The sequence below is a fragment of the Paraburkholderia sp. CI3 genome (assembly GCF_050436505.1).
Lineage (GTDB): Bacteria > Pseudomonadota > Gammaproteobacteria > Burkholderiales > Burkholderiaceae > Paraburkholderia > Paraburkholderia tuberum.
In genome coordinates this window covers 3,836,556-3,862,963 of the sequence record NZ_JBNDMI010000004.1, presented here as the reverse complement: position 1 = coordinate 3,862,963, position 26,408 = coordinate 3,836,556, and the positions used below count along the sequence as shown (strand labels likewise).

General features: G+C 64.8%; 24 protein-coding genes, 1 other RNA gene, 2 pseudogenes and 1 riboswitch. Of the genes and pseudogenes, 13 read left to right on the top strand and 14 right to left on the bottom strand.

All coding sequences use genetic code 11. From position 1 onward, the window contains the following. From OKW29_RS39250 to OKW29_RS39240, 3 genes and pseudogenes are all read right to left on the bottom strand, one after another. A pseudogene (locus tag OKW29_RS39250) lies at window positions 1-841 on the bottom strand (ABC transporter ATP-binding protein). Beyond that, window positions 838-1,902 carry a FecCD family ABC transporter permease gene (locus tag OKW29_RS39245; RefSeq protein WP_184045557.1) on the bottom strand — a complete coding sequence of 355 codons (1,065 nt, stop codon included), beginning with the start codon at window positions 1,900-1,902 and terminating at the stop codon, window positions 838-840. Before OKW29_RS39245 ends, OKW29_RS39250 begins: the two are co-directional and overlap by 4 nt. Before the next feature lie 39 nt (window positions 1,903-1,941). Further along, window positions 1,942-3,873, bottom strand: a complete 1,932-nt coding sequence (locus OKW29_RS39240; RefSeq protein ID WP_429294663.1) for a TonB-dependent receptor domain-containing protein — start codon at window positions 3,871-3,873, stop codon at window positions 1,942-1,944. A gap of 91 nt (window positions 3,874-3,964) precedes the next feature. Next, a riboswitch (cobalamin riboswitch) is annotated at window positions 3,965-4,228 on the bottom strand. Between the two features lie 219 nt (window positions 4,229-4,447). On the opposite strand from OKW29_RS39240, the gene OKW29_RS39235 reads away from it, so the two are divergent. From OKW29_RS39235 to OKW29_RS39215, 5 genes are all read left to right on the top strand, one after another. Continuing rightward, window positions 4,448-4,807: an ATPase gene (locus tag OKW29_RS39235; protein ID WP_184007785.1), complete on the top strand. Its 360-nt coding sequence runs from the start codon at window positions 4,448-4,450 to the stop codon at window positions 4,805-4,807. Next, window positions 4,804-5,118: a cell division protein ZapA gene (locus tag OKW29_RS39230; protein ID WP_184021048.1), complete on the top strand. Its 315-nt coding sequence runs from the start codon at window positions 4,804-4,806 to the stop codon at window positions 5,116-5,118. Before OKW29_RS39235 ends, OKW29_RS39230 begins: the two co-directional genes overlap by 4 nt. Before the next feature lie 66 nt (window positions 5,119-5,184). Continuing rightward, window positions 5,185-5,366, top strand: a non-coding RNA gene (ssrS, locus tag OKW29_RS39225) — 6S RNA. A 141-nt stretch (window positions 5,367-5,507) separates the two neighbouring features. Then, window positions 5,508-5,966 (top strand): EVE domain-containing protein, encoded by a 459-nt coding sequence (locus tag OKW29_RS39220; RefSeq protein WP_429294662.1) that lies wholly within the window; start codon window positions 5,508-5,510, stop codon window positions 5,964-5,966. A 245-nt stretch (window positions 5,967-6,211) separates the two neighbouring features. Next, window positions 6,212-6,937 carry an SIMPL domain-containing protein gene (locus OKW29_RS39215; protein WP_429294661.1) on the top strand — a complete coding sequence of 242 codons (726 nt, stop codon included), beginning with the start codon at window positions 6,212-6,214 and terminating at the stop codon, window positions 6,935-6,937. A gap of 94 nt (window positions 6,938-7,031) precedes the next feature. Here OKW29_RS39215 and lgt read toward each other — a convergent pair whose 3' ends face one another. Next, on the bottom strand, window positions 7,032-7,937 hold the full coding sequence (gene lgt / locus OKW29_RS39210; RefSeq protein ID WP_429294660.1) for a prolipoprotein diacylglyceryl transferase: 906 nt from the start codon (window positions 7,935-7,937) through the stop codon (window positions 7,032-7,034). A 60-nt stretch (window positions 7,938-7,997) separates the two neighbouring features. Continuing rightward, entirely contained in the window at window positions 7,998-8,984 is a 987-nt protein-coding gene (locus tag OKW29_RS39205; RefSeq protein ID WP_090803415.1) for a LysR family transcriptional regulator, read from the bottom strand. Between the two features lie 158 nt (window positions 8,985-9,142). Between OKW29_RS39205 and ilvD the strand changes: the two genes are divergently transcribed. Beyond that, a complete protein-coding gene (gene ilvD, locus OKW29_RS39200; RefSeq protein WP_184065298.1) occupies window positions 9,143-10,816 on the top strand; it encodes a dihydroxy-acid dehydratase in 1,674 nt (557 codons plus the stop codon). 147 nt (window positions 10,817-10,963) lie between these two features. Continuing rightward, window positions 10,964-11,302 carry a c-type cytochrome gene (locus tag OKW29_RS39195; protein WP_184021035.1) on the top strand — a complete coding sequence of 113 codons (339 nt, stop codon included), beginning with the start codon at window positions 10,964-10,966 and terminating at the stop codon, window positions 11,300-11,302. 24 nt (window positions 11,303-11,326) lie between these two features. Here the strand turns inward: OKW29_RS39195 and OKW29_RS39190 are convergent, their stop codons facing one another. From OKW29_RS39190 to OKW29_RS39180, 3 genes are all read right to left on the bottom strand, one after another. After that, on the bottom strand, window positions 11,327-12,145 hold the full coding sequence (locus tag OKW29_RS39190; RefSeq protein ID WP_429294659.1) for a DUF2486 family protein: 819 nt from the start codon (window positions 12,143-12,145) through the stop codon (window positions 11,327-11,329). A gap of 84 nt (window positions 12,146-12,229) precedes the next feature. Then, the gene (locus OKW29_RS39185) at window positions 12,230-12,646 is read right to left on the bottom strand and encodes a DNA polymerase III subunit chi (RefSeq protein ID WP_187628559.1); all 417 of its coding nucleotides are present in this window, start codon (window positions 12,644-12,646) and stop codon (window positions 12,230-12,232) included. A gap of 52 nt (window positions 12,647-12,698) precedes the next feature. After that, the gene (locus tag OKW29_RS39180) at window positions 12,699-14,210 is read right to left on the bottom strand and encodes a leucyl aminopeptidase (RefSeq protein WP_429294658.1); all 1,512 of its coding nucleotides are present in this window, start codon (window positions 14,208-14,210) and stop codon (window positions 12,699-12,701) included. Between the two features lie 139 nt (window positions 14,211-14,349). On the opposite strand from OKW29_RS39180, the gene lptF reads away from it, so the two are divergent. Genes lptF through OKW29_RS39165 form a run of 3 tightly spaced genes read left to right on the top strand, consistent with a single transcriptional unit; the run spans window position 14,350 to window position 17,018 of the window. After that, window positions 14,350-15,447, top strand: a complete 1,098-nt coding sequence (lptF, locus tag OKW29_RS39175) for an LPS export ABC transporter permease LptF (RefSeq protein WP_429294657.1) — start codon at window positions 14,350-14,352, stop codon at window positions 15,445-15,447. 3 nt (window positions 15,448-15,450) lie between these two features. Beyond that, window positions 15,451-16,599, top strand: coding sequence for an LPS export ABC transporter permease LptG (gene lptG / locus OKW29_RS39170; RefSeq protein ID WP_429294656.1), 1,149 nt, complete (start codon window positions 15,451-15,453; stop codon window positions 16,597-16,599). Between the two features lie 38 nt (window positions 16,600-16,637). Beyond that, complete coding sequence (locus OKW29_RS39165) at window positions 16,638-17,018, top strand: sirohydrochlorin chelatase (protein ID WP_429294655.1); 381 nt, start codon at window positions 16,638-16,640, stop codon at window positions 17,016-17,018. Window positions 17,019-17,075: 57 nt separating this feature from the next. On the opposite strand, the gene cobA is transcribed toward OKW29_RS39165, so the two are convergent. The 6 genes and pseudogenes from cobA to OKW29_RS39135 form a co-directional block, all read right to left on the bottom strand. Beyond that, window positions 17,076-17,831 carry a uroporphyrinogen-III C-methyltransferase gene (gene cobA / locus OKW29_RS39160; RefSeq protein WP_090803404.1) on the bottom strand — a complete coding sequence of 252 codons (756 nt, stop codon included), beginning with the start codon at window positions 17,829-17,831 and terminating at the stop codon, window positions 17,076-17,078. Window positions 17,832-17,917: 86 nt separating this feature from the next. After that, window positions 17,918-19,234 (bottom strand): sulfate adenylyltransferase subunit 1, encoded by a 1,317-nt coding sequence (locus tag OKW29_RS39155; RefSeq protein ID WP_429294654.1) that lies wholly within the window; start codon window positions 19,232-19,234, stop codon window positions 17,918-17,920. A gap of 24 nt (window positions 19,235-19,258) precedes the next feature. After that, window positions 19,259-20,226, bottom strand: a pseudogene (gene cysD / locus OKW29_RS39150) (sulfate adenylyltransferase subunit CysD). A gap of 101 nt (window positions 20,227-20,327) precedes the next feature. Continuing rightward, window positions 20,328-21,074 carry a phosphoadenylyl-sulfate reductase gene (locus OKW29_RS39145; RefSeq protein ID WP_429294653.1) on the bottom strand — a complete coding sequence of 249 codons (747 nt, stop codon included), beginning with the start codon at window positions 21,072-21,074 and terminating at the stop codon, window positions 20,328-20,330. After that, window positions 21,071-21,613, bottom strand: a complete 543-nt coding sequence (locus OKW29_RS39140) for a DUF934 domain-containing protein (protein WP_429294652.1) — start codon at window positions 21,611-21,613, stop codon at window positions 21,071-21,073. Before OKW29_RS39140 ends, OKW29_RS39145 begins: the two co-directional genes overlap by 4 nt. Window positions 21,614-21,634: 21 nt before the next feature. Further along, window positions 21,635-23,314 carry a nitrite/sulfite reductase gene (locus OKW29_RS39135; protein WP_429294651.1) on the bottom strand — a complete coding sequence of 560 codons (1,680 nt, stop codon included), beginning with the start codon at window positions 23,312-23,314 and terminating at the stop codon, window positions 21,635-21,637. Window positions 23,315-23,540: 226 nt separating this feature from the next. Here OKW29_RS39135 and OKW29_RS39130 point away from each other — a divergent pair, with 226 nt between their 5' ends. The 3 genes from OKW29_RS39130 (at window position 23,541) to OKW29_RS39120 (ending at window position 26,400) form a co-directional block, all read left to right on the top strand. Further along, window positions 23,541-24,482 (top strand): CysB family HTH-type transcriptional regulator, encoded by a 942-nt coding sequence (locus OKW29_RS39130; protein WP_184065266.1) that lies wholly within the window; start codon window positions 23,541-23,543, stop codon window positions 24,480-24,482. A gap of 39 nt (window positions 24,483-24,521) precedes the next feature. Next, window positions 24,522-25,691: an ABC transporter substrate-binding protein gene (locus tag OKW29_RS39125; RefSeq protein WP_187615978.1), complete on the top strand. Its 1,170-nt coding sequence runs from the start codon at window positions 24,522-24,524 to the stop codon at window positions 25,689-25,691. A 202-nt stretch (window positions 25,692-25,893) separates the two neighbouring features. Further along, window positions 25,894-26,400: a DUF302 domain-containing protein gene (locus OKW29_RS39120; RefSeq protein WP_429294650.1), complete on the top strand. Its 507-nt coding sequence runs from the start codon at window positions 25,894-25,896 to the stop codon at window positions 26,398-26,400. Window positions 26,401-26,408 lie beyond the last annotated feature (8 nt).

The following is a 26,408-nucleotide window of genomic DNA, read 5'->3' as shown; positions in this document are numbered from 1 at the left end:
TCAGCCTGACTGTGCGTCATGGCCGGCAGGCGATTCGTGACGCGCGCGGCGCGGGTATCAGCGCCTCGTGCTCGCCGTCGCGAATCAGAATCAGCGGATAGCCGAACGCGCGGCTCGTCAACGCGGGCGTCAGCACGTCGCGCACTGGGCCCGCATACGCGCCGCCCGCGCCGTCGAGCAGCAACGCGTGCGTCGCGAAGCGGCGCGCGAGGTTCAGGTCGTGGCACGAGAACAGCACACTACGGCGCGGTTCGCGCGTCCATGCGACGAGCGCTTCGAGACAGTCGACCTGATGATGCAGGTCGAGATGCGACAACGGTTCGTCGAGCAGCAACAGCGGCGCGTCCTGGCACAGCACCGCCGCGAGGGCAACGCGCTGACGCTCGCCGCCCGATAGCGACAGCACGTCGCGCGCCGCAAAGTCCGCAAGGCCGAGCCGTTCGAGCGCCGCCCGCGCGGCCGCGCGATCCTCGGCGCGCTCCCAGCCCCAGCCGCCCAGATGCGGGAAGCGGTTCAGCAGCACGATGTCGAGCACGCTTGCGTTGAACGCATCGGCCGCGCTTTGCGGCATCAGCGCGCGGCGCCGTGCGAGCGGCAGCGGCTGCCAGCCGGCCACGCGCACGCCATCGAGTTCGACATGGCCCGCCGCCGGATGCAACAGCCCCGCCAGCGTCGATAGCAAGGTGGTCTTGCCCGCGCCGTTCGGCCCGGCGATGCACCAGATTTCGCCCGCATGGAACGTGTGCGTGAACGCGTCGAGCAAGGTGCGCGCGCCGGCGCGCAACGTCAGGCGCTGCGTGCTCAGCATCGAACAGGTGGGGCTGGGTTTGGCTCGTATCATCGGCGGCGTTTGAGCAGCATCCACAGGAACACCGGTACGCCGACCAGCGACGTGATCACGCCGACCGGCAATTGCGCGGGCGCGATCACGGTCCGCGCGATCAGATCCGCGCCCATCACCGCGACACCGCCGCCGAGCGCGGCCGCCGGCAGCAGCATGCGCTGATCGTTGCCGAACGCGAGCCGCAACATGTGCGGCACGACGAGACCGACGAAGCCGATCGTGCCCGCGGTCGTCACCGCCGCGGCCGCCGCGAGCGACGCGACCAGGTACACACGCAAACGCAGCGGCATCACGGCGACGCCCAACGCCTGCGCGGCCGCGTCGCCGCGCAGCAACACGTTCAGACGCGGCGCGGCCGGCACGATCGCAAGCAGCACGAGCGCGAGCGCCATCAGCGCGGTCCACGGCAGCGCGCCGCCGTTGAGGTCGCCGGTGAGCCAGAACAGCATGCCGCGCAGACGGCTGTCGGGCGCGAGATTGAGCAGCAGCGTGATCAGCGCGCCCCACCCGGCCGCGATCACCGCGCCGGTCAATAGCAAACGGGGCGACGTGTCCTGCGGCTCGCCGCGCCATAGCTCGCGACGCGCGAGGCCGAGCACCAGCAGGATCGACACGAACGCACCCGCGAACGCGCTCGCATCGACGAGCCACCATGCGCCGCCCGCGATCATCGCGACGAGCGCGAACGTCGCCGCGCCGCCCGACACGCCGAGCACGTATGGCTCGGCCAGCGGATTGCGCAGCAGCACCTGCAGCAGCGCGCCGGCGAGCGCGAGCAACGCGCCGCACGCGAAGCCCGCGAGCGCGCGCGGCAAACGCAACGTACGCACGATTTCGCCGGCGAGATCGTCGCTGCCCGTGCCGCCGAACGTGTGCGTCGGCACGAGCGCCGCAAGCACGCGCGACGGCGCGAGCGGCACGCTGCCGAGCACCAGCGACGCGCCGAGCACCGCCACGGCGGCGAGCGCGAGCCCGAGCCAGATCGCGGCCGCGCGTTTCGCGTTCATCGGGCGCGGCGTCGCCATCGCGGCGCGCAGCGAAGCGGACGCGCGACTCATCCGCATGCGCTCACGCATGCGGCCAACCCGGCGCGCGCGTCACTGCTGCTGCCAGCCGAGCGTGAGATACGCACCGCGTCGCGGCGAGTGATACGAGTAGGCCGTTTCATAATCCTTGTTGAACAGATTGTCGATTTGCGCACTGACGTACCACGCTTTGGTGACGTTGTAGCGCGCCGACAGATTCACGATGCCATAACCGCCGAGGTTGCCGGTGCTATCGGTACGCGGACCGCTGACGATCCACTCGCCGCCAACCCGCCAGCCACCGATGCTGCGGTTCACCGCGAACGACCCGAACCGACGCGCGCGCCGCACGAGGTCGGTACCGTTGTCGAGATCGACCGGGTTCTGCAGCGTCACCGTTGCGCGCACGTCGGTCTTGCCGACATGACCGCTCCACGATCCCTCGAGTCCCTGCACCTTCGCATGGCCGACGTTCTCCGCGAGGTAGATGCCGGGGATCGTCTGCACGTAGTCGATCAGATTCGTATAGCGCGTCTGGAATGCGTTCAGACGCATCACGCCGAGCGCATCGGTCGCGTACTGCAAACCGGCTTCGACCGAATGACTGCGCTCGGGCTGGATCGACGGGTTGCCGCTGATCGGATAGTACAGATCGTCGAAGCTCGGCGCGCGGAACGCATCCGAATAGCTTGCGGTTACCTTCCAGCGCGACGTGATGTCGAATCCGTAGCCGAGATAGTAACTGTTCGCTCCACCGAAATCGGAGTACTGGTCGCGTCGCACGTTGGCCTGAATCTGGTTGCGGCCGAAGCGCGCGCTGTAGCCCGCGAAGACCGAATCGACGTGACGGTCGGGCGCGCCGAACGTGTCGGAGTCGAGCGTCTGGTCGAGATGCTCGTAGCCGAGTTGCAGCTTCTGGTTCGCGGCGAGCGCGAAATCGTTCTGCCACGTGTACTGGCGATTGTCGGTATCGAAGCGGCCGTTGTAGATGCCATTGGTGTTCGACACGCTGCGGTCGTCGCCCTCGGCGAGCGTGACGTGGGTGGTCCACCAGTCGGTCAGCTTGCCGTTCGCGAATACCGACACCTGACGCACCTTGCTATAGAGATTGTTCAGATCGGTGGGCTCGCCGTACGCATTGTCGTAGCTGTTGTCGTTGTTCGACTGGAAGTAGCTGACGCCCGCGTCCCACCTGTCGGTGAACTTGTGACGCAGCGACGCGCTGATGCTCTCGTTCAGATTGCCGTTTGCGTTCGGATTCGCGTTCGGCGCCTCGAGCGGATTGAGCGACGAAAAGCCGTCGTCCTTCGTGCGCGCGAGCGAGATGTTGAAGGTCGTGCGGCCGTCCTGATCGAGCGCGCCGTTCACGCCGGCCGTTTGCGTCTGCGTGCGATAGCTGCCGTAGCCGACCGAGAAATTGAAACGCGGCGGATGATCGCCGCCGTCTTTCGTGAACACCTGCACGACGCCGCCGATCGCGCCCGAGCCATACAACGCCGACACGTTGCCGTTCACCACTTCGACGTGATCGACCTGATCGAGCGGAATCTGTGCGAGTTGAGCTGAGCCGAGACTCACCGAATCGACGCGCACGCCGTCGATCAGCAGCAGCGATTGCGTCGACGATGCGCCGCGCAGAAAGAGGCTCGTGGTCGAACCGGGGCCACCCGTGCGCGAGATTTGCGCGCCTGGCGCGAGTTGCAGCAGGCCGGGCAGATCGGTCGCGGTCGTGTCGGCGATGTCCTGCTGATCGAACCGCGTAGTCTGCGGGATCGCATCGCGCAACGCTTGCGGTCCGCGTTGCGCGGTCACGACGATCGGCGACAGCAGGTTGCCCGGCGCATCGGTGGAAGTGAGATTGGCCGCGTCGGCAACGTTTGCGGCGCTTGCAGCGGTTGCATCCGTCGCGGACGATGAAGACGCGGGCTCGGCGCTTTGCGCATTCACGACGAGCGGCAGGCTCGCGAACGCGAGGAGCGTTGCGCGGGCGATGGGGGACAGCATGGGATGACATTCCTGTGGATAGCGTGCGCGGCCTGCTTCCCCGCAGGCCGACGCGTCACGAGGCGCCCCCTTGTTTAGCGTTTTCGCGGGGGGACGTCCCTCTTTTCTGGCCGGTATCCGGGCTACGACACATCGATCCGCCTTCCCACGCGTGACGCGCAGTGGCACACTCGCACGTTGAACTTCCAACCTTGCGACCAGGACCGACCTGCATGAGCACATCACATGCGGTCGCTTACCGTTGCGGGGGCAGCGCAGGTTCGCGCATCCGGTTTTGGCACCGCGCGCGCCCTGCTTCCCGTTTAACTGCGCGCGCCGAAAAGCGCGCGCGGGCACCAGAGTGCGGGAAGTTTAGGAGCGGCGTCGCGGGGCGTCAAGAAAGGTCGACCGGAGCGCAATCGGTTCTGTTGAATGCAGGTTATTGTCGGATGGATTGCCGGTTTTTATCTTATGGTCGACGACGCGACACGCAACGAACGTGCACGAAGCGATGCTGTTACGTCTCGAAACGAGACAATTGTCGGAACCTGTAATATTCCGCGCTAAAATGCGATGTCTTTAGAGGACGCAGCACATGCTCACCGAACTCGAATCACTCTCCCAGAACATCGGCAAGCTGATTGCGATCAGCCAGCGCCACAACGAAGCGCGGCTCGCGCTCGAAGAGCAGCTCGCGCAAACGCGTGCCGAAGTGCAAGCCACGCATGCGGAACTCGCGCAATTGCGCGAAGAGCGCGACGCACTGCAGGCGGAACGCGACGCGCTGTCCGCCAAGATCGACGACGCTCAGGTGCGCCTGAATGCGATTCTCGAAAAATTGCCGCGCGCACGCGCGAGCAGCGAACCGGATAACCAGCTCGATCTGCTCGAGTCCGCCCAGCCCGAACACGAGGAAGCGGAAAGCGACGTGAGCCGACACGGAGAAAGCGCATGACCACCAAGCAGATCGAAGTATCGATTCTCGAAGTGCCCTATCGTCTCGCCTGCTCGCCGGAAACGGAAGGCGCGCTGCTCGAGGCGGTCGCGCGCGTCGACGCCGAGATGCAGAAAATCCGCAGCGGCAGCAACGTGCGCGGCACCGATCGCATCGCGGTGATGGCTGCGCTGTCGCTGGCATCGGAACTGCTTAAGCTGCAAAGCAGCGTGCGACACGGAGAAGCATTTCCTGCTGAAGAAATCCGGCGTACAATGCAACAAATGAACGAACAGCTAGGTACTGTGATCGAGCAGTACAGCTTGCAGTAAGCAGTAGTGGGCCGGTTTCGAACCGGTCACTTGTTAAACGGTTTGGGTTGTAGCTTCATCGGTTTAGCTTCCCTGCCTGGTTCGCCAAGGTCATACATTCCTTGAACCAATGCCATGTGCACGGTTGCGGAAATTTGTAGCACGGGTGTGCGCGTCACTCAGTCTGATGTACCCGAAGTGTTGCTAACTGCGACCAATTCTGAACCCTCGGTTCAGGATGCCGGCCTAGCGGCTAAGGCGGGGATCTTATCTGGAACGGCATCGGACTTCGGTTCGATGCCGTTTTTCTTTGGTCGTCGTTTTTTCGTTTGAGCGCCTTTTTCAGGGGCTTTTCCGTACGCACCTGCTGTTGTTGCGCTTCGTTCACTCTCACACGCTCACTCCGATTCATGCGCTACTGGCTGATGAAGTCCGAACCGGACGAAGCAAGCATCGACGACCTCGCCAACGCACCTCATCGCACCTTGCCGTGGACCGGCGTACGCAACTATCAGGCGCGCAACTTCATGCGCGACGTGATGCAGGTCGGCGACGGCGTGCTCTTCTATCATTCGAGCTGTCCGGAGCCCGGCATCGCGGGCATCGCGGAGGTCTCGTCGACCGCGTATCCGGACCCTACGCAGTTCGATAAAAAGAGCTCGTACTACGACGCGAAATCGTCGCCGGCAACGCCGCGCTGGATGCTCGTCGACGTCGTGTTCAAAAAGAAAATCGCGCTGATTCCGCTTGCCGCGCTGCGCGAGCATGCCGAATTGCAGGACATGCGCGTGCTCGCCAAAGGCAACCGCCTGTCGATCACGCCGGTGACCGAAGCCGAATGGCGCTTCATCACTAAACAGCTGGTTTAAGGGCGAACGCGCGACGCGGCACCTGTCGTGATCGCATCCAGGTCATCGTTTCCGATGCGGCGGCGAAGCACTAATTGGGGAACCAAGCGTCGGTAAAACGCGCCTAATCGGTCGACGAAAGCGTGAGCTCGAACCGGCCGCTCGACGGCAAGCCGATGCATTCGCCAGCGCATCCGTCAAACCGCGCGCCACCACCCGGCACTCGCGTCGAACGTGCACAACCTGTTCAAACAAGGATTCCAGTCATGACGACAAAAACCGCACGGTCCCTCGCACTTGCGCTCGCCTTGGGCGCGCCTGTGGCACTCGCACTGAACCCTGCGCCCGCTCGAGCGCAGACCATGATGCCGCAGCCCTCGGGCGTGCTGTCGCTGAATGCGCAGGCGAGCGCGGAAGTCCCGCAGGACGAAGTCGAAATCACGCTGTTTTACGAGCAGGAAGCGAGCGAGCCGTCGTCGCTGACGTCGACGCTGAACGAACGCGCCGACGCGGCATTGCAGAAAGCGCGCGGCGTCAGCGGCGTGACCGCGCGCTCGGGCGCGTTCTCGATCTTCCCGTCGACGGACCGCGACGGACGCATCACGACGTGGCGCGGCCGCACGGAAGTCGTGCTCGAATCGCGCGACTTCGCCGCGGCATCGAAGCTCGCCGGACAGATGGCATCGATCATGCAGGTTGGCAACGTGCGTTTCTCGCTGTCGCCGCAAGCGCAGCGCGCGGCCGAGCAGCGGCTCAGCGGCGAGGCGATCAAATCGTTTCGCGAGCAGGCCGCGGCGTCCTCGCAGGCGTTCGGCTTTAGCGGCTATTCGATCCGCGAGGTCAACGTGAATCACAGCGGCGTGATGCCGCGTCCGATGATGATGATGAGCGCACGCGCGATGGGCGCCGACGCGAAGAACGCGCCGCTGTCGCTCGAAGGCGGCACGTCGACGGTGACGGTCAACGTGTCGGGGTCGGTGCAGATGAAGTGACGCGCAAGCGCAAGCCCAAACAGAAAACGCCACGGCATCCATCGATGCCGTGGCGTTTTTTCATGCAACACTCGCTACGCTAGCCGAGCGCCGCTCAGTTCGCGCCAACCGCCTGCGCCTGCTCGCGACGCCCACGGCGATACGCCCACACCATCAGGCCGATGCCCGCGAGAATCATGGGCAGCGACAGCCATTGACCCATCGACAGCCCCATCGCGAGCAAGCCGAGGAAATCGTCCGGCTCGCGCGCGAATTCGACCGTGAAGCGCGCCAGGCCGTAGCCGATCAGGAACATCGCGGAAATCGCGCCGAGCGGCTTCGGTTTGCGCGAGAAAAAGATCAGCACGAAGAACAGCGCCACGCCTTCGAGCGCGATCTCGTACAGCTCCGACGGATGTCGCGGCAGCATGTGATATTGCGCGAACACTTCGTTCAGATGCCATTGCGCGGCCAGTTGCGGATGCGCGGCGAGCCATGTGGCGTCGTCAGGCGCGGCGCCGGGAAACAGCATCGCCCACGGCGCCGACGGCTCGGTCACGCGGCCCCACAGCTCGCCGTTGATGAAGTTGCCGAGGCGCCCCGCCGCGAGGCCCGTGGGCACCATCGGCGCGACGAAGTCGGTGACTTGCAGCCACGAGCGCTTGCGCTGATAAGCGAACAGCATCATCGCGATCGTCACGCCGAGAAAGCCGCCGTGAAACGACATGCCGCCTTCCCACACCTTGAAGATGTCGAGCGGATGCGCGAAATAAAAGCTCGCCTTGTAGAACAGCACATAGCCGAGCCGGCCGCCGAGGATCGTACCTAGCACGCCGTAGAACAGCATGTCGTCGATATCCTTCGCGGTCCAGCCTTGCGCGGCGACGTACGGCAGCCGCAGCCGCAACCGGGCGACGACGATCGCCGCGACGAACGCGACGAGGTACATCAAGCCATACCAGCGCACGGCGAGCGGCCCCAGATGGATGGCGACAGGGTCGAAATTGGGGTGAATGAGCATCGTGTAGTTATGGGCAGTTCAGGTTCGAAAGCAGTTTTTACAGGGAATCAGAAGCGGGATCTAGACACGCGACGCGACGCTCGCCGCATGCGCGCGCACGATGTCGATGAAGCCCGCCAGCACCGGGCTGACCTCGTCGCTGCGCCAGACGAGGCCCGTCTCGATCGCGGGCACCGACTCGGACAGCGGCCGGTACACGACGCCCGTGCGCCGCAGGTTACGCAACGATTGCGGCACCAGCGCGACGCCCATGCCGGCCGACACGAGACTCACGATGGTCTGCATCTGGATCGCCTCCTGGCCGATCCGTGGCGCGAGGCCCGCAACGCCGTAGCAATCCATAATGATGTCATAAAAGCCTGGCGCGAGACGCCTTGGGAAGATCACGAGCGGCGCGTCGGCGACATCGCGCAGGCTGACGGGCATGTCGAGCCATTCGGCGGCGGGGTCTTCGGCGGCGCTGCCCTTGCCGTTTGCGTTCACGCTGCCCCGCAAGCCTTGCGCCATCTCCGTCGACATCGCGATCACGAGCGGCTCGCGCGCGATCGGCAGCCACGACAGCTGCGCCGCATGCCGCGACGGCAGCGGCGCGATCACCAGACCCGCGTCGATACGCCCGGCCACCAGTTCCTCGACCTGCACGTCGCTGGTCGCCTCGGTCAGTTCGAGCCGCACGCGCGGATGCCGCGCGCCGAAATCGCGCAGCAGCAGCGGCAGCAGGCCGTAATCCGCAGTCGACACGAACGCGAGCGACAGCACGCCCGCCTCGCCGCGCGCGAGGCTCTGCGCGAGCGGCCTGAGCCCTTCCGCGGCCGCGAGCAGCCGCTGCACCTCCGGCAACAGATCGGCGCCGACCGCCGTCAACTCGACCGAGCGCTTGGTGCGCGCGAACAGTTCGACGCCGAGCGTCTCCTCGAGCGCGCGGATCGCCTGCGACAGCGGCGGCTGCGTCATCGACAGACGCGCGGCCGCGCGCCCGAAGTGCTTTTCCTCGGCGACGGTGACGAAATAGCGCAACTGACGCAGGTCGGGGATCGTCGGCAGCATGATTAATATATTTTACGACCTGAACAACCGAGAATAATACACACGACGCGTGTCACGCAAAACCGCCGGTTTGCACGGTCTGGCGGAACTACACTGAACGGATGCGCGCGCGGACGCCGTCGCGCGCTTTCATCAGAACAGCCAGACTGGAGCTCCCCATGGCCTACAACCGTCGTTCGAAGAACATCACGCAAGGCATCGCGCGTTCACCGAATCGCTCGATGTACTACGCGCTCGGCTACCAGAAAGAGGATTTCGACAAACCGATGATCGGCGTCGCCAACGGCCACTCGACGATTACGCCGTGCAACGCCGGCCTGCAGCGTCTCGCCGACGCGGCCGTCACCGCGATCAGGCGCGCCGACGCGAACCCGCAGACCTTCGGCACGCCGACGATCTCGGACGGCATGTCGATGGGCACCGAGGGCATGAAGTACTCGCTCGTGTCGCGCGAGGTGATCGCCGATTGCATCGAGACCTGCGTGCAAGGGCAATGGATGGACGGCGTGGTCGTGATCGGCGGCTGCGACAAGAACATGCCGGGCGGCATGATCGGCCTCGCGCGCATGAACGTGCCGGGCATCTACGTGTACGGCGGCACGATCCGGCCGGGCAACTGGAAAGGCACCGATCTGACGATCGTGTCGTCGTTCGAGGCGGTCGGCGAATTCACGGCGGGCCGCATGTCGCAGGAGGATTTCGAGGGCATCGAGAAAAATGCGTGTCCGTCGACCGGTTCGTGCGGCGGCATGTACACGGCCAATACGATGAGCTCGTCGTTCGAGGCGCTCGGCATGTCGCTCATGTATTCGTCGACGATGGCGAATCCCGACCAGGAGAAGGTCGACTCGGCCGCCGAATCGGCGCGTGTGCTCGTCGAAGCCGTCAAGAAGGATCTGAAGCCGCGCGACATCATCACGAAGCAGTCGATCGAAAACGCGGTTGCTTTGATCATGGCGACCGGCGGCTCGACCAACGCGGTGCTGCACTACCTGGCGATCGCGCACGCGGCCGAGATCGAATGGACGATCGAGGACTTCGAGCGCATGCGCAAAAAAGTGCCGGTGATCTGCAACCTGAAGCCGTCCGGCCAGTACGTCGCCACCGATCTGCACAAGGCGGGCGGCATTCCGCAGGTGCTGAAGATCCTGCTCGACGCCGGGCTTCTGCACGGCGATTGCATGACGATCACCGGCAAAACGATCGCCGAGGAGTTGAAGGACGTACCAGCCAAGCCGCGCAGCGATCAGCAGGTGATCTTCCCGATCGACAAGGCGCTCTACGCCGAAGGCCATCTCGCGATCCTGAAGGGCAATCTGGCCGAAGACGGCGCGGTCGCCAAGATCACCGGGCTCAAGAACCCGGTCATCACGGGCCCGGCGCGCGTATTCGACGACGAGCAGAGCGCGCTCGAGGCGATCCTCGCCGACAAGATCGTCGCCGGCGACGTCGTCGTGCTGCGCTATCTTGGCCCGAAGGGCGGCCCCGGCATGCCGGAAATGCTCGCGCCGACCTCGGCGATCATCGGCAAGGGGCTCGGCGAATCGGTCGGGCTCATCACCGACGGCCGCTTCTCGGGCGGCACCTGGGGCATGGTGGTTGGGCACGTCGCACCGGAGGCGTTCGTCGGCGGCACGATCGCGCTCGTGCAGGAAGGCGATTCGATCACGATCGACGCGCACCGGCTGCTGCTGCAACTGAACATCGACGATGCCGAGCTGCAGCGCCGCCGCGCCGCATGGCAGGCGCCGAAACCGCGCTACACACGCGGCGTGATGGCCAAGTATTTCGCGCTCGCGCAGCCGGCGAATCGAGGGGCGGTGACGGGGTAATGACCGCGGCCGGCGTGGCCCGCCCCGACAGGGATAACCCGCCGCCACGTTACGCGAAAACGCAAGGGGCGCACGAAAATCCGTGCGCCCCATTGCTCTTATAATGCGTGCACCACGAGCCGGGCATCTGCACTGGCGGAGACCATAATGAAATCGATGTCGTACGCAGCCGTGGCAGCCACTGTTGCGCTCGCCGCCGCATTGAGCGCCGCCAGTCCCGCAGCCCGAGCCGAAACAGCCGGGCTCGCGCTCGCCCAGCAGAAGAACTGCATGAGCTGCCACTCGGTCACTCGCCCGTTCATGGGGCCGGCGCTGCACGACGTTGCAGCCCGCTATGCGGGACGCAACGACGCCGCCTCCTATCTGAAGCGCAAGATCCTCGATGGCGGCACCGGCGTATGGGGAACCGTGCCAATGCCCGCGAACACGCAACTGACGCCCGATCAGGCGGCCACGCTGGCGGCTTGGGTGCTGACGCTCAAATAACGGCGCTCTCAGGTCACCGCGGCGTCAACGCGAGCGCCGCGCGATTTCTTCTTCCACCGCTTCACGTACCCAGTCGGTCATCTCGGCTTCGAGCGTCTGCGCGACCTCGCGCGTGATCTGGCTCACGAGCAGACTGGTGTGCTGCTGCACTGCATCACGGCAGCGCGCCTCGATGATGCCGCGCCCCTCGCCCGTCAGAAAACGCTGGAAGCGTCCGTGCAAACGTGCGGCGAGCGCGTCGGCATCGAGTGTGGGCTGAGCGGGAGCGGCTTCGTGCGCGCCTTCATGGTCGATATCCGGCGGCACGGTCGCGCCGGCTTCGAGCGGTATGAAGGGCTCGGTACGATCGAACACGCCGGGCGACACCTCCACGTCCTCATGCAAGTCGTCATGCCCATGTCGCACATGAATGCCGTGATGCGGCCGTGCGTGTTTTCTCGGGCGCGTGTGATCAGCCACGTGCGGCTGATGAAGCTCGGTCTGCGTAAGAGGCTCATGCTCCGCCGCATGCGGGGCTTCTCGCGTCGGCATCGGCTCCGGCACAAGCACGGGCTCCGGCGAACTCAGTTGCTCGGGCGTGGGCACCGGTTGGGGCGCGAGTACCGGCTCGGGCGCCAGCGTCGGGTCGGCTCGATGCGCGGGCGGTGGCACGAACGCGGGCTCCGTGCGGGAAGCGGGCTCGGGCACCGCCGCCGGTTGCGCGACGGCTGGGCTTGCGGGCTCGGCACCCGGCCGGGATGCAGGCGCGGCGGCATCGGTCGACGCCTCGCGCGTCTCGCGCGCGCGGCCCGGCACGAGGACCTCGTTCAGGACCGGAATCGAATTGTCGTGGGGATCGGACACGTGCGCTCTCCGTGTTTGAGTCGAAACCAGGGCAGGCGGTCCGCATGCCGCGTTCCTCGCGGCCATGACGCGCAGCGCAACGAACTAGCCGCCCTGCTTGTAGTTGTTCAAAGCATAGCCGCGATCGCGATAGAAGCGATAGCGCTCGCGGCCCGCAGCGAGTTCCTCGTGTGCGTTACCGACCACTTCGAGCAATCTTTCGAAGCGCGCGAACTGCGCCGGCACCGTTGCGCCCAGATTGAGCAGCACCTGATGATGCGGCACGTCGTCGAGATTCGTGGCCAGCACGACGGGCGTGTCGGTGGCAAGCGGCGCGCCCGCCATGCAGTGCGGCACGAAGTCGAGCGGCGAGAAGGTCCACAGCATTTCGTCGAAGGCGCGCAGGCGCGCGGGCTCGGCCAGCACGACGAGCGGCTGGCCCGCCAGATACGCCTTGCGCACGAGGCGACACGCGTACAGCAGCGAATCGCCGACGTTCGAGTGAAAGTCGATTCTCGTCATCGGCCGCTCCGCGCCGCTTGCCGCGCGCCGTGCGCGCGCTTACCGCACTGCGTCATTGGCCGGCGCGGTCGATCAGGAACTGCGCGAGCAGCGGCACCGGACGGCCCGTCGCGCCCTTCGCGGTGCCGCTCTTCCACGCGGTGCCGGCGATGTCGAGATGCGCCCACGGGTACGAATCCGTGAAACGCGACAGGAAGCACGCGGCCGTCACGCTGCCCGCCGGACGCCCGCCGATATTCGCGACGTCCGCGAAATTCGACTTCAGCTGGTCCTGGTACTCGTCGTCGAGCGGCAGGCGCCATGCCGGGTCGGCCGCTTCGCGCGACGCGTCGAGCAGTTCTCCGGCGAGCGCGTCGTCCTTCGAGAACAGGCCGCTGTTGTGATGGCCGAGCGCGATGATGCAGGCGCCCGTCAGCGTCGCGATGTCGATGACCGCGGCCGGCTTGAAGCGCTCCGCGTAGGTGAGCGCGTCGCACAGAATCAGGCGGCCCTCGGCGTCGGTGTTCAGCACCTCGATCGTGAGGCCCTTCATGCTGGTGACGATGTCGCCCGGCTTGGTGGCCGTGCCCGACGGCATGTTCTCGACGGCCGGAATGATGCCGACCACGTTGATCTTCAAGCCCAACTCGGCGACCGCGCGCAGCGTGCCGAGCACCGAGCCCGCGCCGCACATGTCGTATTTCATCTCGTCCATGCCCTCGCCCGGCTTCAGCGAGATGCCGCCCGTGTCGAACGTGACGCCCTTGCCGACCAGCACGACCGGCGCGGCCTTCGCGGCGGCGCCCTGGTACTGCAGCACGATGAACTGCGCCGGCTCGACCGCGCCCGCGGTGACCGACAGGAACGAGCCCATCTTCAGCGCTTCACACTGTTTCTCGCCGAGCACCTCGACCTTCAGCTTCCAGTCTTTCGCGAGCTTCTTCGCGGTGTTCGCCAGATAGGTCGGCGTGCAGACGTTGCTCGGCAGATTGCCGAGCTCGCGCGTCAGGTCCATGCCGTTGGCGAGCGCGCCGCCCTGCCTGACGGCGAGCTTGGCGGCCTTCTCGTCACCGGTGTTGACGCTGAACACGATGCGCTTCAACGCGCGCGGCGTGTTGTCCGGCTTGCTCTTCAGTTGCGTGAAGCGGTAGGTCAACTCGCGCAGCGCGAGGATCGCGGCGCGCACACACCAGTCGGCCGTGCGTTCGAGCACCGGCAGTTGCGCGAGCGTGAACGTGACCTGCACGATCTTCGTGCCGAGCAGCGCGCGCCATGCGGCGCGGACCGCCTCGCCGTAGGCTTTCTGACTGAAAGCGTCCTGTTTGCCGAGCCCGACGAGCAGCACGCGCGACGCGCCGATGCCCGACACCTCGTGCAGGAACAGCGTGGTACCCGCCTTGCCGTCCATGTCGCCTGCCTTGATGACGCGGGTGAGCAGGCCCTTGGCGGCCGCGTCGATCTCCAGCGCGGCGCCCGACAGCGTTTGCGACTCGAACACGCCGATCACGATGCAATCGGATTTCCCGGTCAGGAAACCGTTCGTCGAGCCTTTGGTCCAATCACAGGCTTTTATGCTAAAGTCCATCGCGCTTGTCCTCGGATAAAATCTGGGCTTAAGATGAAAGCCGCAATTATCCGCTATTTTTCCCGCGGCGGCTGCACCGGAGGCGTGACGGGAACGAACACCCCCGCGTCGCCGTGAGCGCCCCCTCTCGTCATCAACAATGATCTTTGAACGCTCCCTCCAGCGCGAGCTCGCGTACACGGCTGGCGCCGTGTTCATGGTTCTCCTCACGCTCGTGCTGACGACGATGATGATCCGCATCGTCGGCTTCGCGGCCTCGGGCGAGGTCGACCCGCGCGACGTGCTGGTCCTGATCGGCCTCACCGTGATCGGCTATCTGGCCATCATGCTCGTCGCGACGCTGTTCGTGTCGATCCTGTTCGTGCTCACGCGTTGGTACCAGGACTCCGAGATGGTCGTGTGGCTGTCCTCGGGCGTCAGTCTCACGCAATTCATCAAGCCGATCGGCATTTTCGCCACGCCGATCATCATCATGATCATGTTCTTCGTGTTCGTCGGCTGGCCGTGGTCGAACCAGCAGAGCAAGCTGATCCGCGCGCGCTTCCAGCAGCGCGACGAAGTCTCGCTGCTCGCGCCGGGGCAGTTCCGCGAATCACCGACCACGCACCGCGTGTTCTTCATCGAGAAGATGTCGCCCGACCAGGGGCATGTGGAAAACGTGTTCGTGACGAGCACCGAGGGCGGCAAGGTCAACGTCGTGGTGTCGAAGAACGGCCACATCGAGACGCACAAGAACGGCGACCGCTTCGTCGTGCTGGAAAACGGCCGCCGCTACGAGGGCGAACCGGGCCACCCCGATTTCCGCATCATGGAGTTCGAGCGCTACGGCGTGAAGATCCAGAGCCAGCCGGTCGTCAATACGCCGACCACCACCGGCTTGCCGACGCTCACGCTGCTGCGCAATCCCACTAAAGAGAACCTCGCCGAATTCGCGTGGCGCGCGGGTCTTCCGTTGATCGCGATCAACCTGATGCTGCTCGCGATTCCGCTCGCGCACCAGAACCCGCGGCGCAGCCGCACGATCAACCTCGTGATGGCCGTGTTGATCTACCTCACTTATTCGAATCTGCTGAACGTCGTGCAGGCGTGGATCGAGCAGGGCAAGATGTCGTTCGGCGTCGGGCTCGTGATCCTGCACGTGATCGTGCTCGGGATCGTCGCGTTCATCTTCTGGATGCGGGTGCGCAACCGGCCACTATTTACGCGCGCCATGTTCAGCCGTTCGCAGGGAGCCTGACCGATGCGCATTTATGAAAGGTATTTCGCGCGTCAGATCTATCTCACGTTCGTCTTCATCCTGTTTGCATTTTCAGGTCTGTTCTTCTTCTTCGACCTGATCAACGAACTGAACTCGGTCGGCCACGGCAACTACAAGTTTCAGTACGCGGTGCTGCGCGTCGCGCTGCAAACGCCGTCGCGTTTCTACGAAATCATTCCGGTCGCGGCGCTGATCAGCGCGATCTACGTGTTCGCGCAGATGGCGGCGAACTCCGAATACACGATCTTCCGCGTATCAGGCCTCGCGACGAATCAGGCGCTGCGCTCGCTGCTGAAGATCGGCATTCCGCTCGTGATCGTCACCTATCTGATCGGCGAAGTGGTCGGCCCGTATACGGATCAGCTCTCCGAGCGCGTGCGGCTCGAGGCGCTCGGCTCGTCGGTGTCGAGCAACTTCCAGTCGGGCGTGTGGGTCAAGGACACGCTGACCGAGCGCGCCGACGGCGAGCAGGTCACGCGCTTCGTCAACGTCGGCGAGCTGAAGCCCGACGCGACGATCAGCAACGTGCGCATCTACGAGTTCGATTCGAAGTTCCGCCTGTCGAACATTCGCATCGCGCAGAGCGGCCGCTATCAGCCGCCGGGCCACTGGCTGCTGACCGGCGTGACCGATACGCAACTGCTCAACGTGGCCCCCGCTCCGGGTACGCCGGCAGATGCGCTCAATCCGGTCTATCGCGCGAAGCAGGTCACGCTGCCCGAGTATTCGCTGCGCTCGGAGCTGACGCCGCAGATCCTGTCGGTGCTGCTGGTGTCGCCGGACCGGATGTCGATGTTCAATCTGTTCCGCTATATCCAGCATCTGACCGAAAACCATCAGGACACGCAGCGCTATGAAATCGCGCTGTGGCGCAAGGTGCTGTATCCGTTCGCGGTGTTCGTGATGCTGGTGCTGTCGCTGCCGTTCGCGTATCTGCATACGCGCGCGGGCGTGGTCGGCGTGAAGGTGTTCGGCGGCATCATGCTCGGCATGAGCTTCCAGCTGTTCAACACGCTGTTCTCGCATATCGGCACGCTCAATACGTGGCCCGCGCCGTTGACCGCGGCGACACCTGGGCTCGTCTACCTGGTGCTGGGGCTCGTCGGCTTGAAGTGGGTCGACCGGCACTAACGCCAGTGCGTTGAGGGGCATCGTCAGGAGCTGATGCGATGGCTATGCACGGACTGATTCTGTTTGGCCACGGCGCGCGCGATGCGCGCTGGCGCGAGCCGTTCGAACGGCTCGCCGACAAGCTGCGCGCCGCGCGCGCGGCGACGGGCGAAGCTCCTGCGGTTACGCTCGCCTTTCTCGAACTGATGGAACCCGACCTGCCGACGGCCGTCGCGCAACTCGTCACGCAAGGCTGCGATGCGATCACCGTGGTGCCGGTGTTCTTCGGGCAAGGCGGTCATGTCCGCAAGGATTTGCCCGCGATCGTCGATCTTTGCCGCGCCGCGCATCCCGGTGTCGAGATTCGCTGCGCGGTGGCAGTCGGCGAGGATGATTCGGTGCTGGATGCGCTCGCGCAGTATTGCCTGCGGCAGCTCTGATTTTTTCGTTCTGGTTGCTCAGATTCGCCGCTCTCGGCTCGGCCCTGCCGAGGATATTCAGGCCGCGACCAGCATCCCGTTCGACGAGCGCTTCGCCTCGGTCTGCCGCGCCGCGAACGCCTCGCCGATCATCAACAGACTCGGCTGCGACGCATCGACCCAGCGCTGCGCTTCGCCGGCCGCAAGATCTTCCAACGTCAGTGTCAGCATGCGTTCGCGCGGCGTGCTGCACGCCTCGACGATCGCCACGGGCGTCGTCGCGGGCTTGCCAGCATCGATCAGTTGCTGCGCGATTTCGACGCCGCTGTCGCGGCCCATGTAGAACACCAGCGAATCGGCGTTGACCTGCTCGCGGATCTCATCGGAACCTGGCGCGCGGCTGAACGTCGCGAGCGCGACGCTGCGCGACACGCCGCGCAGCGTCAGCGAACGCTTCAGCGTGGCCGCGCTCGCCAGTGCGGCGGTGATACCCGGCACGACTTCATACTCGATGCCCGCGGCTTCGAGCGCGCGCATCTCTTCGTCGGCGCGGCCGAACAGCATCGGATCGCCGCCCTTCAAACGCACGACTACGTCGTGCTCCAAAGCCGCATCGACGATCTGCTTGTTGATGAACTGTTGGGCCGTCGATAGCTGGCCGCAGCGCTTGCCGACCGCAATGCGCTTCGCGCGCGCGGGCGCGTAGTCGAGCATCGCCGGCTCGACCAGCGCGTCGTGCAGCACGACGTCGGCGGCGCCGAGCAGCCGCGCGCCGCGCACCGTAATCAGGTCCGCGGCACCGGGTCCCGCGCCGATCAGATAAACCTTACCCATTGACATCAACCTGTTCGTTGGAGCGTACGCGGCGGCGCGTTGCGCCGCCTGTGTGGCCCATCCGTCGCCTGCTAGCCTTGCCGTGCTCAGGCGGAAAACGCGCGGATCATGCCGGCGGCGACCGTGTGGTTCGTCGCCTCGTCGATCAGCACGAACGCGCCGGTGCCCTGATGCGAGTCGTACGCGTCGCACACGAGCGGCTTCTGCAAGGTCAGCGCGACACGACCGATGTCGTTCATCGCCAGTTCCTTGCGATCGGTCGCCTGCGACAGCGTATGCACGTCGAGCACTTCCTTGATCGCGCCGATCTTGGCGAACACCGTGCTGGTGGTCTGCTTCAGCAGATACTTGCGCTGCGTCGACAGCGGCGTGTCGTCGAACCAGCAGAGGTCCGCTTCGAGCTTCTTCGCCGGCTCCGGCGCCGCTTCGCGCAGCACGAAGGTGTCGCCGCGCGACACGTCGACGTCTTCCGCGAGACGGATCGTCACCGTCTGACCGGCGAACGCACGGTCCACCTGCGCGGTGCCGCCGACCACCGGCGCGATGATCTCGGCCACGGTCGCTTCGCGATTGGCCGGCAACACGACGATCGTGTCGCCGAGCTTCACTTCGCCCGATTCGACCCGACCCATGTAGCCACGGAAATCGTCGGCCTGGCTGCCGTCCTGGCGCGCGACCCACTGCACTGGAAAGCGCAGCGCCTCGCCGCTCGCGGTTTCGACCGGCAGCGCTTCGAGCACGTCGAGTAGCGGCTCGCCCGCGTACCACGGCATGCGCTCGCTCGCCGTGACGATGTTGTCGCCCTTCAGCGCCGACACCGGCACGAAGCGCACGTCCTGCAGACCGAGGTGACGCGCGAGCTCGACGTAGGCGTCGCGGATCTCGTTGAAGCGCGCTTCGCTGTAGTCGACGAGGTCCATCTTGTTGATCGCGACGATCACGTGCTGCAGACCGAGCAGCTTGACGATCGCGCTATGACGCTTGGTTTGCGGCAGCAGTTGCGCGACGCCGTTTTCGAACGTCACGCGCGTCGCGTCGACGAGAATGATCGCCGCATGCGCGGTCGACGCGCCCGTCACCATGTTGCGCGTGTACTGCTCATGGCCCGGCGTATCGGCGATGATGAACTTACGCTTGGCGGTGGCGAAGTAGCGGTAGGCGACGTCGATCGTGATGCCCTGCTCGCGCTCGGCTTCGAGGCCGTCGGTCAACAGCGACAGATCGATTTCGTCGCCGACGGTGCGCTTGTTCTTCGCGCGCGACAGCGCCGAGAGCTGGTCGCTCAATACCGCCTTGCTGTCGTACAGCAGGCGGCCGATCAGTGTGCTCTTGCCGTCGTCGACGCTGCCCGCGGTGATGAAACGCAGCACGCCGAGGTCTTCTGGTTGATGAATACTGCTCATGGTTGCATTGCCCTCGTCGTGTGCTTAGAAATAACCCTGCTTCTTGCGCTGCTCCATCGCCGCTTCCGACACCTGGTCGTCCATCCGCGTCGCGCCGCGTTCCGTGATTTCGGTGACGGCCGTCTCGGCGATGATCTTCTCGATGACGTCCGCGTCGCTTTCGACCGGGCACGTGCAGCTGATGTCGCCGACCGTGCGGAAACGCACGAGCGCCTGTTCGCTCGTCTCACCCTCGCGCATCGGCGTGAGCGGCGTGACCGGCACGAGCAGGCCGTTGCGGCGCACGATCTCGCGCTGGTGCGCGTAGTAGATCGACGGCAGTTCGAGCTGTTCACGCGCGATGTATTGCCATACGTCGAGCTCGGTCCAGTTCGAGATCGGGAACACGCGCATGTGTTCGCCGTTGTGCAGACGCGCGTTGTACAGGCTCCACAGTTCCGGGCGCTGCGCCTTCGGGTCCCACTGGCCGAATTCGTCACGGAACGAGAAGATGCGCTCTTTCGCGCGGGCCTTTTCCTCGTCGCGGCGCGCGCCGCCGATCATCGCGGTATAGCCGTACTGCTCGATGGTTTCGAGCAGCGTCACCGCCTGCGCGGCATTGCGCGAATCCGTTTCGCGACGCAGACGCACGGTGCCGCGCTTGATCGAATCTTCAACATGGCCGACCACCAGTTCAGCACCGATCTCTTGCGCGCGACGATCGCGGAAGTCGATCACTTCGTCGTAGTTGTGGCCCGTGTCGATATGCACGAGCGGGAACGGTAGCTGCGTTTTGCGGTTCGCGCCGAGGCCGAACGCCTTCAGCGCGAGCGCGAGCACCACGACACGACCGAATCCTTGCCGCCCGAAAACAGCAGCGCCGGCTTGCTGCATTCGGCAACCAGTTCGCGCAGGATGTGAATCGACTCGGCTTCGAGCCAATCGAGGTGATCCATCCGGTTGACCGTGTTGGCAAGCGGAGCGTTGACAGTGGAATCGAGCGTGGTGCTCATAGCGGGTCCTTCGTTGGTTCGCCCGGCAAGCGCTGCTCGCACGGGCGAAAATATTCAGATCGGTTTCGGCGGTAATGCGCCGCAAGCTCGGTACGCGCCGCTCAGGCCGACGCGTTTTCGTTGCGCTCGACCGCAATCGGAGTAATCGCCGTGATATGCAAGCCGCATTCCTTCGTATCGCGCGACTCCCACCACCAGCGCCCCGCCCGGCTGTCTTCGCCGGGGAGGATCGCACGCGTACACGGCTCGCAGCCGATGCTCGGATAACCGCGCGCATGCAGCGGATTGACCGGCACGTCGAACGCACTAAGATAATCCCAGACTTCGGCTTCGGTCCAGTCCGCGAGTGGATTGAACTTGACGATATTGCGCGCGCCGTCGTGCTCTTCCTCGTGCAGCTCGGCACGGGTGACCGATTGCTCGCGACGCTGTCCGGTCACCCAGGCGCTGACCTCGGCAAGCGCGCGATTGAGCGGCTCGACCTTGCGGATCTCGCAGCAGCGCTTGCGCAGCTCGACGCTTTCATAGAATGCGTTCAGGCCGTGCCCGTTCACATACTGCTCGACCGCGGCCGCCTGCGGATGAAACTGCTCGATGTCGTAGCCGTAGCGCTCTTTCACGCGGTCGAGCATGCCGAGCGTTTCCGCATGCAGACGCCCCGTGTTCAGCGAAAAGATGCCGATCTTCACGCCGCGCGACAGGATCGCATGCGTGAGCAGCATGTCTTCGGCCGCGAGGCTGCTCGCGAGCTTCACGTTCGCGTGACGCGCGGCGATCGAGTCGAGCAGCGCGTCGAGACGCTCGACCTTCGCTGCGAGCTCCGGGCTCAACGATTGGGCGGTGCTCATGCCGGGACCTTGGCGGCGCCAGCCTGCGCGGCACGGCGGCGGAACAGCGGCGACGTGTCCACGGCGCCCTGGTACTGCACGCTAAAGTCGTCGAACGCTTTCAACGCGTCGTTGATGTCCTTGTCGGCGCGCAGTGCATACGCGTCGAAGCCGCAGCGGAACATGAACGTGATCTGGTCGCGCAGCACGTCGCCGATCGCGCGCAGTTCGCCCTGGTAGCCATAGCGCTCGCGCAGCAGACGGCCGATGCTGTAGCCACGGCCGTCGCGGAACACCGGGAAGTCCACGGCGATCAGCGCGAGCTTGTCGAAGTCGCTGACGAGGTCCGCCGGTTCGTTATCCGGCGCGAGCCACACGCCGATGTCGGCGGCTTGACGCGCGGCCACGAGCGCTTCACGCTCGGCCTGCCACAGCGCCAGCGGCACGATGACCTTGCCGGCCGGCAGTTCGGCCACTGCCGGCAAAGCGCCGTCTTCCGCGGCACGCACGACGCTCCAGTCGTCGTTGACGATCGCGCGGTTCTTGATGATTGAAGCCATCTGTTCAGTATCCTTTCGCGGTTACGCGTGAGCCGGTTGACGCGCGGCGTACACGCGCTCCTTGAACGGCGCGATGCCGATGCGGGTGTACGTATCGATGAAACGCTCGCCTTCCAGGCGGTTTTCCACGAACGTATCGATCACTTTCGTCATCACGTCGGGCATTTCCTCGGCCGAGAACGACGGGCCGATCACACGGCCAAGGTGAGCGCCGGTCGCGCCGGTGCCCTGCTCGCCGCCGAGCGTCACCTGGTACCACTCGGAGCCGTCCTTGTCGACGCCCAGAATGCCGATGTTGCCGACGTGATGGTGACCGCACGCGTTGATGCAGCCCGAGATGTTCAGCGACACGTCGCCGAGGTCGTACACGTAGTCGAGATCGTTGAAACGTTCCTGGATCGCGAGCGCGATCGGAATCGACTTCGCATTCGCGAGCGAGCAGAAGTCACCGCCCGGGCACGAGATGATGTCGGTCAACAAGCCGATGTTCGGCGTCGCGAAACCCTGCGCCCTGGCCTTTTCCCACAGCGCGAACAGGTCGCGCTTCTTGACGTCGGCGAGGATCAGGTTCTGTTCGTGCGACACGCGGACCTTGCCGAACGAGTATTCGTCGGCCCAGTCGGCGACCGCGTCCATCTGCACGTCCGTCGCGTCGCCCGGCGCAACCGTGGTCGGCTTCAGCGACAGCGTGACCGACGCGTAGCCCGCCACCTTGTGCGGACGCACGTTACGCTCGACCCAGCGCGCGAACGCGCGGTTTTCCAGCAGATGCTTTTCGAACGGCGTATCGGTGTCCGGCAGCTTGTCGTAAGCGGGCGGCGCGAAGTATTGCGTCACGCGATCGACTTCGGCCTGCGTGAGCGTCGACGGGCCGTCCTTCAGGTGCTGCCACTCTTCTTCGACCTGCGCGGCGAACTTCTCCGGCGACAGCGCCTTCACCAGAATCTTGATACGCGCCTTGTACATGTTGTCGCGGCGGCCGTAGCGGTTGTACACACGCAACACGGCTTCGCTATAGGTCAGCAGGTGCTGCCACGGCAGATCGCGGCGGATCACCGCGCCGACGATCGGCGTGCGGCCCAGACCACCACCGGCGAGGATGTCGGCCACCAGTTCGCCCTGTGCGTTCTTGCGCAGATACACGCCCATGTCGTGGATCTGCACGGCCGCGCGGTCTTCCTTCGAACCCGACACCGCGATCTTGAACTTGCGCGGCAGCCACGCGAATTCGGGGTGGAACGTCGACCATTGACGCAGGATTTCGGCCCACGGACGCGGATCGACGACTTCGTCGGGCGCGACGCCGGCGAATTGATCGGCGGTGATGTTGCGAATGCAGTTGCCCGAGGTCTGAATGCCGTGCATCTGCACCGAGGCGAGCTTGCGCAGAATCTCCGGCGTTTCTTCGAGCTTGATCCAGTTGTACTGGATGTTCGAACGCGTCGAGAAATGGCCGTAGCCGCGGTCGTGTTCGCGCGCGATCTGCGCGAGCACGCGCATCTGGTCGCTGCGCAAGTTGCCGTACGGAATCGCGATGCGGTGCATGTACGCGTGGCGCTGGTAATACAGACCGTTCTGCAGGCGCAGCGGACGGAATTCCTCTTCGCTCAATTCGCCCGACAAGCGGCGGCGAACCTGATCGGCGTACTGCGCGACCCGTTCATCGACGATGGTCTGGTCGTACTGATCGTATTGGTACATTCGGGGGCCCCAATTTTTTCGAAACTTGCGTGACACGCGACCGTCCGGATCGGCCGCGGCTTGAATACCGGCTTTGTCAGCTATCGCAAGCGAGCGTTTAGACCCATCGCTCATTTGCTTATAACAAATACAGATATCCATATTGAAAAAGATGGACAGATCGTAATAAACTCGCCTTATATTTCAAACGACTAAAAAATTCTTTTTATATGCGGCGAGGTTATATATGAACCTGCACCAATTCCGCTTCGTCCGCGAGGCTGTGCGGCAGAACTTCAACCTCACCGAAGCGGCCAAGGCGTTGTTTACGAGCCAGCCGGGCGTCTCGAAGGCGATCATCGAGCTGGAGGACGAACTTGGCGTCGAAATCTTCACCCGCCACGGCAAGCGCGTGCGCTCGCTGACCGAGCCGGGCCGCATCATATTGGAGTCGGTCGAAAAAATCCTGCAGGAAGTGGAAAGCCTGAAGCGGGTCGGCAAGGACTTCGCGGCGCAGGATCAGGGCAACCTGACGATCGCCGCGACCCACACGCAGGCGCGCTACTCGCTGCCCGCGGCGATCGCGGAGTTCAAGAAGCGCTTTCCGAAGGTTCACCTTTCAATTCTGCAAGGCAGCCCCACCCAGGTCGCCGAAATGGTGCTGCACGACCAGGCCGACCTCGCGATCGCGACCGAGGCGATCTCGAACTACAAGGATCTGGTGTCGCTGCCCTGCTTCCAGTGGCACCACGTCGCGGTGCTGCAGCCCGACCATCCGCTGCTCGAGCGCAAGCTGCTGTCGCTCGACGACCTGACCCAGTACCCGCTGATTACGTACGACAACGCGTTCGCCGGCCGCACCAAGATCAACGAGGCGTTCCGCCTGCGCGGGCTGCATCCGGACATCGTGCTCGAGGCGATCGACGCCGACGTGATCAAGACCTACGTCGAGCTGGGCCTCGGCGTCGGCATCATGGCCGACATCGCGTTCAACGCCGAGCGCGACCGCCATTTGCGCGCGATGCCGGTCGGCCATCTGTTCGGCAGCAACGTGACGCGCGTCGCGCTGAAACAGGGCGCGTATCTGCGCAGCTACGTGTACACGCTCGTCGAGCTGCTGTCGCCGAGCCTGAGCCGCAAGCTGATCGAGCAGGCGCTGAAGGGCGAACACGAAACCTATGAGCTTTGAACCGCTTCCATACCGCTCTCTCGCTACGGAGACCTTCCGATGAAGTTGCATAACAATAAAGTACGCAACACCCTGCGCGGCCTCGCGGCCGCGGCGCTGCTCGTCGCCGGCGCGGCGCACGCCGACCTGAAAGTCGGCATCGATCTGTCGTACACCGGACCAGCCGCCGTGATCGGCATCACGAGCAAGAACGCGATGCTGATGTGGCCGCAGACGATCGCCGGCCAGAAAGCCGACTACATCTTCCTCGACGACGCGTCCGACCCCGGCAACGCCGTGCGCAACATCCGCAAGCTGATCGACGAGGACCACGTCGACGTGGTCGTCGGCCCGAACATCACGCCGGCCGCGATGGCCGCGCTCGATCCGGTCGCCGACAGCCAGACGCCGATGATCACGCTGATCGGCTCGGCGATCGTCGTCGAGCCGCAGGAAGGCAAAAAGATCTGGGCCTACAAGATGGCGCAGACCGATAGCGCGATGGCCGACGTGATGACGCGCTACATGTCGAACCACGACGTGAAGACGGTCGGCTTCATCGGTTTCGCGGATGGCTACGGCGAAAGCTGGCTCAACGAGTTCAGCAAGTTCGCTGCGCTGCGCCATATCCAGCTGGTCGCGACCGAGCGCTACAACCGCACCGACGCGAGCGTGACCGGCCAGATCCTGAAGCTGATGGCCGCGAAGCCCGACGCGATCCTGATCGCCGGCGCGGGCACCCCAACGGTACTGCCGCAGCGCACGCTGATCGAGCGCGGCTACAAGGGCCCGATCTATCAGACGCATGGCATCGCGACGCCGGAGTTCATCAAGCTCGGCGGTAAAGACGTGGAAGGCACGCTGTTTCCGACGCAACCGGTCGTCGTCGCGCGCACGCTGCCGGCCGATCATCCGTCGAAGAAGGCGGCGCTCGCGTTCGTCGACGCGTACGAGGCGAAGTACGGCCCCGGCAGCGTCACGCAGTTCGCGGGCGACGCGGCCGGCGTGTACCCGCGCCTGCAGGACGCCGTCGCGCGCGCGTTGAAGACCGCGCAGCCGGGTACGCCGGCGTTTCGCGTCGCATTGCGCGACGAGCTCGAACACGCGCATGAGCTGGTGGTGCCGAACGGGGTCGTCAATACGAGCCCGAAGGATCACGTCGGTCTCGATCAGCGGGCGAGCGTGATGGGCACCATCAAGAATGGCAAGTTTGTTTACCTGAGCCAGTAATCTGGCATCGGGGCGCCGATTCAGGCGCCCCTGACGGCGGCTTCGCGAATGTGCAAGCCGCCGTTCGTTCAGCGGGCACCCCATCCGCTTTCTTTCGCCTTTCGGTAGAACTTCCCTCACAGCGCGTCCGCACGATCGGCCACACCGCGCCAGCGAACGCCTACACTGCATGGAACCGCTTCTCCGTTGGCGAATTGCACGCATGCGACGCATGCTGCGTCACGGTCAACGCGTTGCCCGTCCGGCAGACCTGATCACGCGAACGCTGCCGGAGCACAACATCCGCACGGGAGGCATGATGGCCACCGCTTCGATCGCAGAGAACGCCAGCGCTGGCATCGTCACCGTTGCAAGCACCCATGCGGGCGACGCGACCGCCGAGCGTCTTCTAACCTTGATTCTGGAGCGAGGGCTGAAGGTTTTCGCGTGCATCGATTTCAGCGGTGACGCTGGGCGCGAGGGACTGGCGATGCCGTTCAGCCGGCTCCTGATCTTCGGCAATCCCAAAGCCGGTACACCGCTGATGCAACTCGCGCCGACCGCCGCGCTCGATCTTCCTTTGAAGGTGCTTGTCTGGGAGGACGCGGACGGCCGTGCGTGGCTATCGTTCAACTCGACGGCCTATCTTCGTGAGCGGCATCGTCTGCCGGACGACTTGATGAAGCCGGTGAGCGGTGTGGCCGCCCTCGCCGATGCGGCCGCGCGGTAACGCGTCGA